This window comes from Streptococcus sp. VTCC 12905, assembly GCF_049893385.1.
GTDB classification, from domain to species: Bacteria; Bacillota; Bacilli; order Lactobacillales; family Streptococcaceae; genus Streptococcus; species Streptococcus suis_AA.
In genome coordinates this window covers 1-14,454 of the sequence record NZ_JBMVJC010000004.1, presented here as the reverse complement: position 1 = coordinate 14,454, position 14,454 = coordinate 1, and the positions used below count along the sequence as shown (strand labels likewise).

Annotated in this window: 12 protein-coding genes and 2 pseudogenes; 8 read left to right on the top strand and 6 right to left on the bottom strand. The window is 40.1% G+C overall.

The window, feature by feature from the left end; translation table 11 throughout:
- The first annotated feature begins 254 nt into the window (after positions 1-254).
- A complete protein-coding gene (locus tag ACPC58_RS02470; RefSeq protein WP_434065131.1) occupies positions 255-1,817 on the top strand; it encodes an ABC transporter substrate-binding protein/permease in 1,563 nt (520 codons plus the stop codon).
- Positions 1,810-2,553, top strand: coding sequence for an amino acid ABC transporter ATP-binding protein (locus ACPC58_RS02465; protein ID WP_434065130.1), 744 nt, complete (start codon positions 1,810-1,812; stop codon positions 2,551-2,553). Before ACPC58_RS02470 ends, ACPC58_RS02465 begins: the two co-directional genes overlap by 8 nt.
- A 109-nt stretch (positions 2,554-2,662) precedes the next feature.
- On the opposite strand, the gene ACPC58_RS02460 is transcribed toward ACPC58_RS02465, so the two are convergent.
- The 6 genes from ACPC58_RS02460 to ACPC58_RS02435 all read right to left on the bottom strand — a co-directional run bounded on the left by ACPC58_RS02460 (position 2,663) and on the right by ACPC58_RS02435 (position 9,186).
- Positions 2,663-2,872 (bottom strand): hypothetical protein, encoded by a 210-nt coding sequence (locus tag ACPC58_RS02460; protein ID WP_024391394.1) that lies wholly within the window; start codon positions 2,870-2,872, stop codon positions 2,663-2,665.
- Between the two features lie 89 nt (positions 2,873-2,961).
- The gene (locus ACPC58_RS02455; protein ID WP_434065129.1) at positions 2,962-3,864 is read right to left on the bottom strand and encodes an SPFH domain-containing protein; all 903 of its coding nucleotides are present in this window, start codon (positions 3,862-3,864) and stop codon (positions 2,962-2,964) included.
- A gap of 9 nt (positions 3,865-3,873) precedes the next feature.
- Positions 3,874-5,124 carry a threonine ammonia-lyase IlvA gene (gene ilvA, locus ACPC58_RS02450; protein ID WP_274504259.1) on the bottom strand — a complete coding sequence of 417 codons (1,251 nt, stop codon included), beginning with the start codon at positions 5,122-5,124 and terminating at the stop codon, positions 3,874-3,876.
- A 725-nt stretch (positions 5,125-5,849) separates the two neighbouring features.
- The gene (gene ilvC, locus ACPC58_RS02445; RefSeq protein ID WP_024391391.1) at positions 5,850-6,872 is read right to left on the bottom strand and encodes a ketol-acid reductoisomerase; all 1,023 of its coding nucleotides are present in this window, start codon (positions 6,870-6,872) and stop codon (positions 5,850-5,852) included.
- A gap of 141 nt (positions 6,873-7,013) precedes the next feature.
- Positions 7,014-7,490 (bottom strand): acetolactate synthase small subunit, encoded by a 477-nt coding sequence (gene ilvN, locus ACPC58_RS02440; protein WP_274504260.1) that lies wholly within the window; start codon positions 7,488-7,490, stop codon positions 7,014-7,016.
- Positions 7,483-9,186 (bottom strand): acetolactate synthase large subunit, encoded by a 1,704-nt coding sequence (locus ACPC58_RS02435; RefSeq protein WP_434065128.1) that lies wholly within the window; start codon positions 9,184-9,186, stop codon positions 7,483-7,485. The genes ilvN and ACPC58_RS02435 overlap by 8 nt, the downstream gene beginning before the upstream one ends.
- Before the next feature lie 238 nt (positions 9,187-9,424).
- Between ACPC58_RS02435 and ACPC58_RS02430 the strand changes: the two genes are divergently transcribed.
- From ACPC58_RS02430 to ACPC58_RS02405, 6 genes and pseudogenes are all read left to right on the top strand, one after another.
- Positions 9,425-10,477, top strand: a complete 1,053-nt coding sequence (locus ACPC58_RS02430) for a glycosyltransferase (protein WP_434065127.1) — start codon at positions 9,425-9,427, stop codon at positions 10,475-10,477.
- Entirely contained in the window at positions 10,464-11,399 is a 936-nt protein-coding gene (locus ACPC58_RS02425; RefSeq protein WP_434065126.1) for a phosphodiester glycosidase family protein, read from the top strand. The genes ACPC58_RS02430 and ACPC58_RS02425 overlap by 14 nt, the downstream gene beginning before the upstream one ends.
- On the top strand, positions 11,380-11,823 hold the full coding sequence (locus tag ACPC58_RS02420) for a hypothetical protein (RefSeq protein WP_434065125.1): 444 nt from the start codon (positions 11,380-11,382) through the stop codon (positions 11,821-11,823). Before ACPC58_RS02425 ends, ACPC58_RS02420 begins: the two co-directional genes overlap by 20 nt.
- A gap of 135 nt (positions 11,824-11,958) precedes the next feature.
- Entirely contained in the window at positions 11,959-13,674 is a 1,716-nt protein-coding gene (gene ilvD, locus ACPC58_RS02415) for a dihydroxy-acid dehydratase (RefSeq protein WP_313176309.1), read from the top strand.
- A gap of 55 nt (positions 13,675-13,729) precedes the next feature.
- Positions 13,730-14,125, top strand: a pseudogene (locus ACPC58_RS02410) (DUF6176 family protein).
- Between the two features lie 59 nt (positions 14,126-14,184).
- Positions 14,185-14,454 (top strand): annotated as a pseudogene (locus ACPC58_RS02405) (IS3 family transposase); the annotation flags it as partial.

The following is a 14,454-nucleotide window of genomic DNA, read 5'->3' as shown; positions in this document are numbered from 1 at the left end:
AGATAAATTCTACTCATTATACCACATAAATAAATATTCCCAATTAAAAATTATCATGCACTCAGTAAATATTTTGTAAAAAACTATCTCTCAAAGCCAGCTGAGTCAGTATCAGATAAGTATTCAAATTTGCTATTTTCAAACATTTTCATGCCAATTTTTCATACAATTTGAGTGAATAAATAAAACAAGCATATTGAAATTTTTCAGAATTTTTTATACAATAGTATAATACATTTTACTAAGGAGATTTTATGAAGCATAAAATTAGTATACTCCTGCTAAGCTTATTAGCTGTTTTTTCGATAACAACTGGAGTAAAAGCAGATGAATACCTTCGTGTCGGAATGGAAGCTGCCTATGCTCCTTTTAACTGGACACAGGAAGATGATAGCAACGGTGCAGTCCCAATCGAAGGAACCAATCAATTTGCCAACGGATACGATGTCCAAGTAGCGAAAAAGATTGCTGAATCGATGAATAAAGAATTGCTTGTTGTCAAAACCAAATGGGAAGGATTGGTTCCTGCCTTAACATCTGGAAAAATTGACATGATTATCGCTGGTATGAGTCCAACTGAAGAGCGAAAAAAAGAAATCGCCTTCTCAGATAGCTATTATACTTCTATACCAACCCTTGTTGTCCGTTCAGATGGTCAATATGCAGATGCAACTAGCTTATCAGATTTTGCTGGTGCCAAAATTACAGCTCAGCAGGGTGTCTATCTTTATGATTTGATTGATCAAATTGAAGGGGCTGATAAACAAACTGCGATGGGCGATTTCTCCCAAATTCGCCAAGCACTTGAAGCTGGTATGATTGATGCCTATGTTTCTGAGCGACCAGAAGGACGTACCGCTGAGGCTGCTAACAAAGCTTTCAAAATGGTTGAATTGACAGATGGCTTTGAAACAAATGCCGAAGACGTTACGATTGCAGTTGGTATGAGAAAAGATGATACTCGTATCACACAAGTAAACGAAGTGTTAGCAGCTTTTTCTGAAGCAGATCAAATCGCACTCATGGATAACATGATTAAAAACCAACCTGTTGAAAAAGCGTCAGATGAAAATCCAAATTTCTTTTCTCAAGTTTGGAAAATTATTGTTAACAACTGGCAACAGTTATTACGCGGAACAGGAATGACCCTACTAATCTCAATACTTGGTACAATTATAGGTACAATTATTGGTCTTCTCATCGGTGTATTCCGTACCGCACCAAAAGCAGCTAATAAAGTTTTAGCAATCGGACAGAAACTCTTAGGTTGGATTATCAATGTATATATTGAAGTGTTCCGTGGCACCCCAATGATTGTACAATCAATGGTTATCTACTACGGTACTGCCCAGGCTTTTGGTCTCAACCTTGACCGTACCTTAGCGGCTATCTTTATCGTTTCTATCAATACCGGTGCTTACATGAGTGAAATTGTACGTGGTGGTATCTTTGCTGTTGATAAGGGGCAATTTGAAGCAGCAACAGCTCTTGGATTTACCCATAATCAAACCATGCGTAAAATCGTACTCCCTCAAGTTGTTCGTAACATTTTACCGGCTACTGGTAATGAGTTCGTTATCAATATCAAAGATACTTCTGTTTTAAATGTAATCTCTGTGGTAGAACTATACTTCTCCGGAAACACGGTTGCAACCCAAACCTATCAATATTTCCAAACATTTACTGTTATTGCTATTATCTACTTTATTCTAACCTTTACTGTAACACGTATTCTACGCATAGTTGAAAAAAGCTTTGACATAGATACGTATACAACAGGCGCAAATCAAATGCAAACGGGGGTCCTCAATGACTAATAATATTATCTTGGAAATTAAAAATCTTAAAAAGTCATACGGACAAAATCAAGTACTTAAAGATATTTCTATTACAGTTAAAAAGGGCGAAGTTATCTCTATCATCGGCTCTTCTGGTTCTGGAAAGTCTACTTTCTTACGTTCTATCAATCTCTTAGAAACACCAACTGATGGACAAATCCTTTACCACGGACAAGATGTTTTGGCAAAGGGTTATAACCTACCTCATTACCGAGAAAAACTTGGTATGGTGTTTCAATCCTTTAACCTCTTTAACAATTTGAATGTTTTAGAAAATGCGATTGTAGCTCAAACAACCGTCCTAAAACGTGAACGGTCAGAAGCTGAACGCCTTGCTAAGGAAAACCTAAACAAGGTAGGGATGACTGAGCAGTACTGGACAGCTAAACCAAGTCAATTGTCTGGCGGTCAAAAACAGCGTGTTGCTATTGCTCGTGCTCTTTCTATTGATCCCGAATTGATTCTATTTGACGAACCAACCTCTGCTCTCGATCCTGAAATGGTTGGTGAAGTTCTCAAAACGATGAAAGACCTAGCAAAATCTGGTCTAACCATGATTATCGTAACTCATGAAATGGAATTTGCGCGTGACGTTTCCGATCGTGTCATTTTCATGGATAAAGGGATTATTGCTGAAGAAGGTAGTCCAAAACAAATTTTTGAGAATCCACAAGAAGAGCGTACCAAAGAATTCCTCAAACGTTTCTTAGGATAATTGGAGATTTTTGAATAGGAACACATTCACGATACCAGGTCACTCTGGTATCTTTTTTATGGAAAAAAAGAGGCTCCTCATCGGAACCTCTTTTTTAAAACTACATAGATTAGTTTTCAAATTTTTTGTGGTTTTTATCGTAAAAGTCAATCAAACCCAATGCAGTTGCAAATGAGATGTTATCAATCTTAGCACGGCCTTGTGCAAGAGCGATGACTGACATTTCACGAGCATTAGTTTCTTTACTAATACGGTAGCCAGTGATTTTCTTTTCACGTACCCAGTTAACAACTGCAGCAACTTTTTCGTAACTTGTCATGAGAAACCCCTTTCCATTTTATTCGTGCAACTTAGTATAATATAGCCTTGCACATTTTGTCAAGCAAAATATTCGGCTTTTGCCAAAAATTACTTCACTTTCAGAGCGGATAGTATCTGAGTCCGAATGTCCTCAACTCCTTCTGGATTCCCAGGAAGGAAAATTGTATTATTACCTCCTTGTGCAAAATTATTTAAAGTGTCCAAATATTGGTTAGTCAACAGAATCGACATGATTTGTTCTTCCGACAAACTGACATTGGATTCCTTCAATTCACGAATCGAATCTGCTAATCCATCCACTATGGCTTTACGTTGATGAGCAATCCCCACACCATGTAGGCGATCTTTTTCAGCTTCTGCCTCTGCAGCAGTAACAATTTTAATTTTATCTGCTTCCGCCAATTCCTGAGCTGCAACCCGTTTGCGCTGAGCGGCGTTGATTTCATTCATTGATTGTTTCACTTCTGCATCCGGTTCAACCTTTGTAATCAAGGTTTTTACAATAACATAACCATAGGTCGACATCTCTTCAGCTACTTGCCTTTGAACTTCTAGGGCAATTTCATCTTTCTTTTCAAACAATTCATCCAAAGTCAATTTAGGAACTGATGAGCGTAAGGCATCTTCAATATACGATTTGATTTGTGCCTCTGGATGCATGAGTTTATAGTAAGCATCCGTCACATTATTCTCATTAACTCGGTACTGAGTTGCTACATTCATTGTCACAAAAACATTGTCCTGTGTTTTTGTTTCAACAATAATTTCACTTTGTAGCATCCGTAACTGAATTCGGGCCGCAATCACATCTATACCAAATGGAATTTTAAAGTTAATCCCAGATGTTGATGTTTTTTGATACTTACCGAATCGTTCAATGATAGCAACAGTCTGTTGCTTAACCACATACAAACCTGAAAAGAGCAAAATCAAAGCGATAAATAATACAAATAGCACCACAACAATAAAAATATTTAAACCAGTAGACATAGTAGCCTCCTAAACTAGCATTTTATAAAGCGAATCATTCTCATGCAAATTGATATATTGAGGATCAAATTGTTCTAGTCGTGCAATAAACTCAGCGTAATCCCTCTTATCACCCAATGCAATCCCAATTAAAACCGGACCCGTTCCTTTATTCGCACGTTTTATGTATTCAAACCGTGTAATATCATCATTCGGACCTAAAATGTGGTTAACAAATTCACGAAGAGCTCCCGGTCTTTGAGGAAAATTGACCACAAAATAATGTTTAATCCCCTCATAAATTAGAGCACGCTCTTCCATTTCTGGCATACGGCTAATATCATTATTTCCTCCAGAAATGATACAGCAAATCGTTTGACCCTTTATTTGATCCTTGATAACTTCAAGTGCCGCAATGGTTGCTGCGCCAGCAGGTTCCGCAACAATTCCCAATTTTGAATATAGATCCAAAATGGTTTCCGAAATCCGACCCTCGTCAACGCCAATCAGTTGATCAACATTTTTGCGAGCCACCTCATAAGTTGTTTTTCCAACTTTTTGAACTGCAATACCATCTGCGAATTTATCAATATGCTCCAACTTAACAGGTCGACCTTTATCAAAAGCAGCCTTCATTGACCTTGCACCACTCGCCTCTACGCCAACAATTTTAATCTCAGGTGCTTGGTCTTTCAGATAGGCAGAGACCCCAGCAATTAGACCTCCTCCACCAACTGGGACAAGTAGCTGATCAAAACTCACAGACTGCTCTTCAGCTTCCTCAAGAATTTCATAAGCAACAGTACCTTGTCCTGCTTGTACATTTGGATCATCAAAGGGGTCAATAAATGTTTTTCCCGTTTCCTTAGTATACTTCATCGCCGCTGTAGCCGACTCATCGAAGGTATCCCCTACCAAACGAATCTCAACAAACTCTCCACCAAAAAACTTAACTTGTCCAATTTTTTGTTGAGGTGTCGTTATTGGCATAAAAATTGTTGCCGGAATCTGCATTTCTTTACAGGTATACGCTACCCCTTGGGCATGGTTACCAGCAGATGCGCAAACAACTCCATTCGCTTTGTTTGCATCTGTCAATTGTGAAATGGCATAATAAGCACCGCGAATTTTAAACGAGCGAACCCGCTGTTCATTTTCTCTCTTGATATAGATGCTTGCTCCGTATCTTTCAGATAAATAGCGGTTAAAATCCAATGGAGTCCGGACGACAACGTCTTTCAGAACTGAATACGCTTGCTCAATATCTCTTGCTGAAATCATAATGCACTTTTTTCTTTCTATTTATATCTATTGTACCAATAATGCAAAAATAAATATAGTATTTATACTTAAATATTCTATTTTTATTATACCAGTTTTTTAATCACTTCAAAAATAAATTTCCAAATCAATGAGCCGCCATAGAGAGGATGACATTGCATCCAATAAATGACCTAGTTACTTGAATTAGCTTTGATACACCGTCACTTTCGGCTTGCCCTACTCTAGTATTGCCTGCACCTCAGTTCCTTGTCTGGAAACTAATTCATTCAACTATACAAACTGCTTTTCATTTATTTGTTTTCATTACAATGTTGAGTTAATTCTCGGAAATATACTAAAAACATTCTTTTAATTTTCTAAACAACTTTCCAACAATGACTAAAAGAGCCGGGCAAGCCAGCTCTTGTAGTTCTATCAATTAAACAGAGGATTGGAATCTGACAGTTTGGGAAGCTGTCAGAGGGGAGATATAGGGCTAGACAATAGGCAAGTCTCTCTTTTGCATAGTTATAGGCTTCCTCGCTCTTTCATTTTCAGGCGAGGGCTAAAATAGTATCCTTCCCTTGCCTCGCTTTTCAATTTCTGGGCGAGGGCTTGAATAGGTCCAAACATGTCTTTCCTCGCTCTTTCAATTTCTGGGCGAGGGCTAGAATAGCCTATCCGCAGGCTATTCCTCGCTTTTCAGTTTCTGGGCGAGGGCTAAAACAGTCCACTGGACTGTTTTAGTTATAAATCTTGAAGGCGTCGTCGTCGTTGCGTCCGACAAATGGCATTGCTTTGCGAAGTTCTGCACCAACTTTTTCAATTTCAAGATTTTCTGCTTCTTTACGATATGCTTCCATACGTGGGCGACCTGCTTTATAGTCGTTTACAAAGTCATTTGCGAATTTACCTGACTGGATATCCGCAAGAACAGCTTTCATGTTTTCTTTCACTTGATCAGTAATCACTCGCGGACCTGATACATAGTCACCAAACTCAGCAGTGTTTGAAATAGATTGACGCATTTTCTTGAAACCTCCTTCATAAACAAGGTCTACAATCAGTTTCATTTCATGCAATACTTCAAAGTAAGCTAATTCTGGTGCATAGCCAGCTTCTGTCAATACTTCAAACCCTGCTTCCATCAAAGCAGTTAAACCACCGCAGAGAACAGCTTGTTCACCAAACAAGTCTTCTTCGGTTTCTTCCTTGAAAGTCGTTTCCAAAAGACCTACACGTGCTGAACCAACACCTTTTGCCCAGTCCATCGCAATATGTTTCGCGTTTCCAGTAGCATCTTGATACACTGCATAAAGCGCTGGCACACCAAAGCCTTCCTCAAATGTACGACGAACCAAGTGACCTGGACCTTTCGGTGCACACATAAAGACGTCGACATCAGCAGGTACTTTGATAAATTCAAAATGAATATTAAAACCATGAGCAAAACCTAGCGCATTTCCAGCTTCCAAGTTTGGAGCAACTTCGTTCTCATACAAATCTGCTTGAATTTCGTCTGGAGCCAAAATCATAATGACATCAGCTTGTTTTGTTGCTTCTGCAACTTCAAATGTTTCAAAACCATCTTCTTTTGCTTTGTCAAATGACTTACCTGCACGAACACCGATGATGACATCATGGCCTGTATCACGCAAGTTTTGTGCATGTGCATGACCTTGCGAACCATAACCGATAACCGCGATACGTTTGCCATCAAGTGCTGCTACTGTTACATCTTTTTCATATTGCATTTCTACTGTCATAATTCTTTCTCTTTTCTATATTTTATTTGAAGTTTTGGTTGCTCAAAGAAAATAAACGCTAGATTAGGCGACGAAGGAGAAGATAGAACGAATGTTCATCAAGCCAAGTCAACGAAGTATAGTGTTTATTATCGATGAGCATTAGTCTCTGCTGAAACCAGTTGCCCCGGTCCGTGCAATATTCTTGATTCCATAGGGTTGAATCACCCGTAAGAGTGCTTCTATCTTATCTCCATCACCAGTCATTTGGATGGTAATAGAATGCGGTGCTACATCTACAACATTTGCTCTAAATGGTTGAATAATTGCTAAAATTTCTGCTCGTTTTGTAGGTGGTGCTGAAATCTTAACAAGTATCACTTCGCGCTCTAGGTGAGGTATTTCGGTCAAGTCGCGGACACGAACTACATCAATTAAACGATTCAATTGCTTAATAATTTGTTCGATTTCGTCAAGGTTTTCAACATCCACTATCACCGTCACTCGGGAGACATCTTTTACCTCTGTCGGTCCAACAGATATGGACTCAATATTGATTTGACGGCGAGAGAGAACACCTGTAAAGCGGTTAAGAACACCAGATGAATTTCGCAATTTAGCTGTTAACATTCTACGCATTGAACTTCACCCCCAACATTTCCGCATTACTCTTACCAGCTTGCACCATCGGTTTAACATGCTCCTGATTGGAAATATGTATTTCAATCAACATTGGCTTATCTTCTAGGATAACTTTCATATCTTCGCTCAGTGTCGCTGGATTGTCAAAACTATAATGACTAATACCATAAGCTTCTGCCAACAATTGGAAATTTGGTTCATCATCAAAGACTGATTGACTGCGGCGTTTTTCATAGAATGATTCCTGCCATTGCCGAACCATTCCAAGAGAATGGTTATTGATCAATACAACCTTTATCGGTACGCCATAGCCATTCAAAATAGCCAATTCTTGGTTGGTCATTTGGAATCCTCCATCACCAACAAAGACAATTACTTCTTTATCTGGATTAGCTAATTTGGCACCGATAGCTGCCGGAATACCAAATCCCATGGTACCCATACCACCTGATGTTATAAGCTGTCGAGCATGTTTGTAAGGATAAAATTGGGCAGCCCACATTTGATGCTGACCAACGTCTGTCACGACAATGGCATCCCCTTGCGTCAACTGACCAATTAATTCAATTGCCGCCTGTGGCTTAACAACCTTTTCATCTTCATCATACCAAAATGGCGCCCGACGTTTGTTTTCCAATACTTGTGCCGTCCAATCAGCATAGCCTGTTTCAACTGTTTCTAAAGCAAGCAGAGCTTTCAAGGTTGCCTTAGCATCGCCCACTACTGGAATTGCGGTTTTGACAACTTTACCAATTTCTGCGGGATCAATATCAATATGTGCTACCGTCGCATTTGGCGCATAGGTTGTTGGATTGCCTGTTAGGCGGTCATCGAATCGCGCTCCAATATTGATAATGTAATCAGCCTGATCCATAGCCATATTGGCAGCGTAAGAACCGTGCATACCACCCATGGCTAATGACAGTTCGTGCTCAATTGGCATCGCCCCCAACCCTAGAAGGGTTGAAACAACTGGAATGCGGTAACGTTCTGCAAAGGCAACTAATTCTTTATTGGCATCTGCATAGTTGACACCACCACCAGCCAATATAACTGGTTTCTGAGCTCGGCTAAGCTGTTTCAAAATTTTCTTAACCTGCAAACCATTTGGTTCAACTGTCGGTTGGTAACTTGGTAAATGCAGAGCAGGATCATGGTAAGATTCTACGATCTTCTCTTGAATATCTTTCGGAACATCAATCACAACTGGTCCAGGACGACCTGTAGTCGCAATATGTACCGCTTCTGTAATCACTCGAGGAATATCTGCCGTGTCACGGATCTGATAATTATACTTGGTAATCGGCATGGTCATACCTAATACATCCGCTTCCTGAAAGGCATCTTTACCAATCCCTCTTGTTGCTACTTGTCCACTAAATACCAACAGTGGCACACTATCGCCCATGGCATCAGCAATCCCTGTAATGGCGTTTGTAGCCCCCGGTCCTGAAGTGACAATCGCTACGCCCACCTTTCCTGATGATTTAGCGTAGCCTTCTGCTTCGTGAACGGCACCTTGCTCATGACGAGCCAAAATATGCTGAATCCCCTCATACTGATGTATAGCATCATACAGTGGCAATACTGCTCCACCTGGATAACCAAAAACAAGGTCCACTCCAAGTTGATGCAAGGTATCTAAGATTAGAAATGATCCCGAACACGGTTGATTCAATTGAATTTCTTGCACAAATATTCCTCCTCCCTGCAAACGTGGTATCTACTATAATAACACACAGTGTTAGAATGTCAAGGAATATTCTGAAAATTCCTACATTTGTTCTACCTTTTTGCCTGAATTCTTAACGATTCCCTAATATTTTCTTAAGGAAAACTTAAGTAAAGCCCAGTACTAGCTTGCTTTCAGCTTGGTTTTAGAAAACTCCCCTATAGTATAACCATCAAGAAAATAAATGAGGTTTATGGATATGTATTACGTTACGATACCGGCTTATCAGCCAGATGAAAAATTAATCCAATTACTAAAAGGGATGAAAAAAAGGCTAAATTGTCAAGTGATTGTTGTCGATGATGGGAGTAGCGGTGAATCTGTAGAAATCCTAGAAGCAGCTAGACAATACGCAACAGTCCTCCATCATGAGGTCAATAAAGGAAAAGGCCAGGCCTTGCGTACTGCCTTCCAATACATTTATGAATTAAACAAACCAGGAGTGGTTGTCACTGCCGACGCTGATGGCCAGCATGCCATTAATGATATTGATCGAGTTGCACGCGCTGCAATGAATCTCCCAAGCCGATTAATACTAGGTGTTCGCCAATTTACAAATGATACTCCCTTGCGCAGTCGCTTTGGAAACAAGCTGACCCGGGTCTTATTCAAACTCCAAACCGGTGTTACCGTTAGCGATACACAAACTGGTTTACGTGGTTTTCATTCCGACCTAATTCCTTTTATGTTAGAAATAGAAGGTGATCGATATGAATATGAAATGAACATGCTTACGCAAGCGAGTCAGCGTTATCAGATTACAGAAGTTCCTATCCAAACAATTTACATTGATGATAATGCTAGCTCACACTTTCGACCAATCAAAGATGGTTTATTAATTTATAAAAACTTATTTAAATTCGCCCTCGCATCCTTTGGTGGATTTCTAGTTGACTATGGTGTATATGCCTTAGCCTTACTGGTTTTTACAACTTTTCCGACCGCCCTACGGTTACTTTTAGCTAATACCATCGCTCGAATTTGTAGCGCCATTTGTAACTTTACTTTGAATAAAAAATTGGTTTTTCATAATAAAGACAGTGTTACAAGAACGGGAGTAGGCTATTTCACACTCGCATTCATTCTCTTCTTATGCGATACTACTCCCCTTTACTTATTCAATCAACTGTTAGGTCTAAACCTTTATCTGGTTAAATTAGCAGTTGGACTCCTTCTATTTCTAGTATCTTGGTTTATTCAAAAGAATATTATTTTTAAAGAAAGGAAATCATTATCACATGAAATTGCTTAAAAAGCCATTTGCCTACGCTACTATCTTCGGAATGCTCTTAACAGGAGGATTTACTTATTCCATGTTAAAAACCTTTGTGATTTCCGAAGCCATCTCAACTGTCTCAGCAAGCAATACTACTACGGGTAGTCAAAATACTACCACCGTATCATCATCTACTGCTGCAACAATTGCAACCAATGTATCTACAACCGATACGAGCTACTCAGATGACAATATCCAGATTAATCTAGAGACAATCACTATAAATAACACAACCGCTTACGTCGCAGATATTCAAGTTAGTTCTGCTGAATATTTGAAAACAGCTCTTGCTCAAAATACATATGGAACCAACATAACGGCTAAAACCTCTGAAACAGCCGCAGCAAACAATGCCATTTTGGCGATTAACGGGGACTATTACGGGGCAAATTCAACAGGTTACGTTATCAAAAATGGTGTCCTTTACCGCGATACAGTCCGCGACAATTCCTCTTATGGCGACCTTGCAATCTATGCAGACGGCTCATTTGAAATCGTCTACGAGGACGAGGTTACTGCACAAGAATTAATTGACAAGGGTGTTGTCAACTTACTAGCTTTTGGCCCTTCGTTGGTTGAAGATGGTGAAATCGTCGTAGATACTTCTACTGAAGTCGGACGCGCAATGGCCTCCAACCCGCGTACTGCTATTGGAATCATTGACGAAAACCACTATATCATCGTTGTCGCTGATGGACGAACTACCGAAAGCGAAGGATTGTCACTTTATCAAATGGCTGAAATTATGAAAGAGTACGGCGCAACTACTGCCTATAACCTTGATGGTGGTGGCTCATCAACCCTTTATTTCAATGGTCAAGTTATTAACAATCCAACAACAAACGGAAACACTATTTCAGAAAGGGCGGTGAGCGATATTGTCTACATCGGTTACTAATTCAACAACGAGATTCTCAAGAACATTTATCTCCTACTTAGCTATGGCAGCCTTCCTATTCATCTTCAGTCGTATTTACGAGAGCCTTAGTTATGGGGAAGTTTCAGTCTTTATGCACTATATGTTCTGCGCAACTTTAGTGGGAGGCATTCTGCTATTGGGCCTTCTGCAAGTCAAGCCCAACTTATCACGAATGACTTATAACTTGTGGAACTCAGGCATTGCTACCATTACAGCCGGATGTCTCTTCCGAGGTATCATAAATCTATCCGGTCGCTCAACCACCTTAGATCAACCTTACTGGTATGTTGGTGCTGGTTTCCTGGCACTTTCACTCATCACACTATTCATCAGTGACACAAGAAGAACTCGTCAAAAATTGACAGCTCAACTGACACACCGACTTTTAAGACATTTGGTATAAACCATCTATCTTTTTTGTATTTCATCGAGGGTTGTTTTTACAGAATATTCAGAAATTTACATTTCTTTATCCATTCTCTTATCGATTCCGCTATTTCTGTGATATAATGGGTAAAATAAGATAGGGAGAAGAGTAATGACCGAAAAAGACACACTAAAAAATCTCCGTCACCGTAGTTCTGTCTACGATTCGATGGTCAAATCACCTAACCGAGCTATGCTTCGTGCAACTGGAATGACTGATGATAGTTTTGAAAAACCTATCATAGGGGTTATTTCAAGTTGGGCTGAAAATACACCCTGTAATATCCATCTACATGACTTTGGAAAATTAGCTAAAAAAGGTGTAAAAGATGCTGGCGCTTGGCCTGTCCAATATGGAACCATTACCGTTGCTGACGGGATTGCTATGGGAACACCCGGCATGCGCTACTCACTCACGTCACGTGATATCATTGCTGACTCTATTGAAGCTGCAATGGGTGGACATAACGTAGATGCCTTTGTAGCAATCGGTGGATGCGATAAGAACATGCCTGGCTCTATGATTGCAATTGCCAATATGGATATTCCTGCAATATTCGCCTATGGTGGAACCATTGCTCCAGGAAAATTAAATGGCAAAGATATTGATCTCGTTTCAGTTTTTGAGGGAATTGGTAAGTGGAACCACGGAGATCTAACCGCGGAGGAAGTCCGCGAAATTGAATGCAATGCATGTCCTGGACCTGGTGGTTGTGGCGGTATGTACACTGCTAATACAATGGCAACAGCCATCGAAGTTTTAGGTATGTCTATCCCGGGTTCCTCATCTCATCCAGCGGAATCTCCTGAGAAAAAGGCTGACATCGAAGAAGCTGGTCGTGCAGTTGTTCGTATGTTAGAACTCGGACTCAAACCATCTGACATTATGACACGTGAAGCTTTTGAAGATGCGATAACTGTTACGATGGCTCTAGGGGGCTCAACCAACGCCACCCTCCATCTCCTTGCTATTGCTCATGCCGCAAATGTCGATCTAACTCTTGAAGATTTCAACGATTTCCAAGAACGAGTACCTCATTTGGCAGACTTAAAACCATCTGGTAAATATGTCTTCCAAGATTTATATAACGTTGGTGGCGTACCTGCCGTTATGAAATACTTGTTGAAGAACGGTTTTCTTCATGGTGACCGCATCACATGTACTGGTAAAACAGTGGCTGAAAACTTGGAAAATTTTGCCGATTTGACACCCGGTCAAGATGTCATCATGCCGCTTGAAAATCCAAAACGTGCTGATGGACCACTGATTATCCTCAAAGGAAACCTAGCTCCTGAAGGTGCTGTCGCTAAAGTTTCTGGTGTAAAAGTACGTAATCACACTGGACCTGCGAAAGTCTTTAATTCCGAAGAAGAAGCAATTGAGGCTGTATTGACCGATGAAATTGTCGACGGAGATGTGGTCGTTGTCCGTTATGTTGGTCCAAAAGGTGGACCTGGTATGCCTGAAATGCTGTCCCTTTCTTCTATTATTGTCGGAAAAGGCCAAGGTGACAAGGTAGCCCTACTAACAGACGGTCGTTTCTCTGGCGGCACCTATGGGCTGGTTGTTGGTCATATCGCTCCTGAAGCTCAGGATGGTGGCCCAATCGCCTTCCTCCGCACTGGCGATTTGGTAACAGTTGATCAGGATACAAAAGAAATCACCATGCATGTGTCTGATCAAGAAATTGAAGAACGCAAGCAAACAACAGTGATTCCACCACTCTACTCTCGTGGCGTGCTCGGGAAATATGCCCATACAGTGTCATCAGCCTCTAAAGGAGCTGTTACAGACTTCTGGAGACCTGAACGTACTGGTAAACAATAAATCATATCACAAAGCCTTGTCTAACCGACTGGGCTTTTAAAAGGTGAAAACGAAGTTGAAATTAAATGTTGAATTATCTCGTTTTCGTGTAAAAGAGGGTAAGACTGCAAAAGTAGACGAATGGATGGCCTTTCTCAACAATCACATGAAAGACACATTATTGACACTCGAAAATGAAAAAATGTATGTCGAAACAATTTTCCGTGAAATACTAGATGGATGTGAATACCTTTACTGGTATTCTGTTCAAGCCGAAGGAGGGATCGAAGTCACAGATTCGGAATCATACATCGACAAGAAACATTTAGAATACTGAGAAGAATGCATTGATCCAAGCTATGGAATGGTCTATCTGGATCCTCAAGTCCTTATGATTCCCAAACCCATTTATGAAACGATGGAAGAATTAGACAGACAATACGATGACACATTTAAAAAAGAGCTGCAGTAAAATTGAACCGCACCCCAAAAGTTAGACAGAAAAAATCTAACTTTTGGGGTGCTATTTTTATGAAATTGAGCTATGAAGACAAAATCGAAATCTATGAACTACGTCAAAGTGGTCAGTCTATCAAGAACTTGTCAAAACAGTTTAATATTGCAGAATCTGTTATCCAATATATGCTTCGACTGATCGATAGGTATGGAATAAACATTGTCAAGAAAGGAAAGAATACCTATTATTCTACAGAACTCAAGCAGGAAATGATTGATAAAGTACTTCTTGATAAGCAGTCAGTCCTCTCCGTCTCGCTTGACTACGCCCTGCCAAATCGTGGA

Coding starts and splice junctions, on each gene's coding strand:
- ACPC58_RS02455 (WP_434065129.1), bottom strand. CDS start 3,864: ATGTCTACTGGTTTAAATATTTTTATTGTTGTGGTGCTATTTGTATTA.
- ACPC58_RS02430 (WP_434065127.1), top strand. CDS start 9,425: ATGTATTACGTTACGATACCGGCTTATCAGCCAGATGAAAAATTAATC.
- ACPC58_RS02425 (WP_434065126.1), top strand. CDS start 10,464: ATGAAATTGCTTAAAAAGCCATTTGCCTACGCTACTATCTTCGGAATG.
- ilvN (WP_274504260.1), bottom strand. CDS start 7,490: ATGCGTAGAATGTTAACAGCTAAATTGCGAAATTCATCTGGTGTTCTT.
- ACPC58_RS02460 (WP_024391394.1), bottom strand. CDS start 2,872: ATGACAAGTTACGAAAAAGTTGCTGCAGTTGTTAACTGGGTACGTGAA.
- ilvD (WP_313176309.1), top strand. CDS start 11,959: ATGACCGAAAAAGACACACTAAAAAATCTCCGTCACCGTAGTTCTGTC.
- ACPC58_RS02465 (WP_434065130.1), top strand. CDS start 1,810: ATGACTAATAATATTATCTTGGAAATTAAAAATCTTAAAAAGTCATAC.
- ilvA (WP_274504259.1), bottom strand. CDS start 5,124: ATGATTTCAGCAAGAGATATTGAGCAAGCGTATTCAGTTCTGAAAGAC.
- ACPC58_RS02470 (WP_434065131.1), top strand. CDS start 255: ATGAAGCATAAAATTAGTATACTCCTGCTAAGCTTATTAGCTGTTTTT.
- ilvC (WP_024391391.1), bottom strand. CDS start 6,872: ATGACAGTAGAAATGCAATATGAAAAAGATGTAACAGTAGCAGCACTT.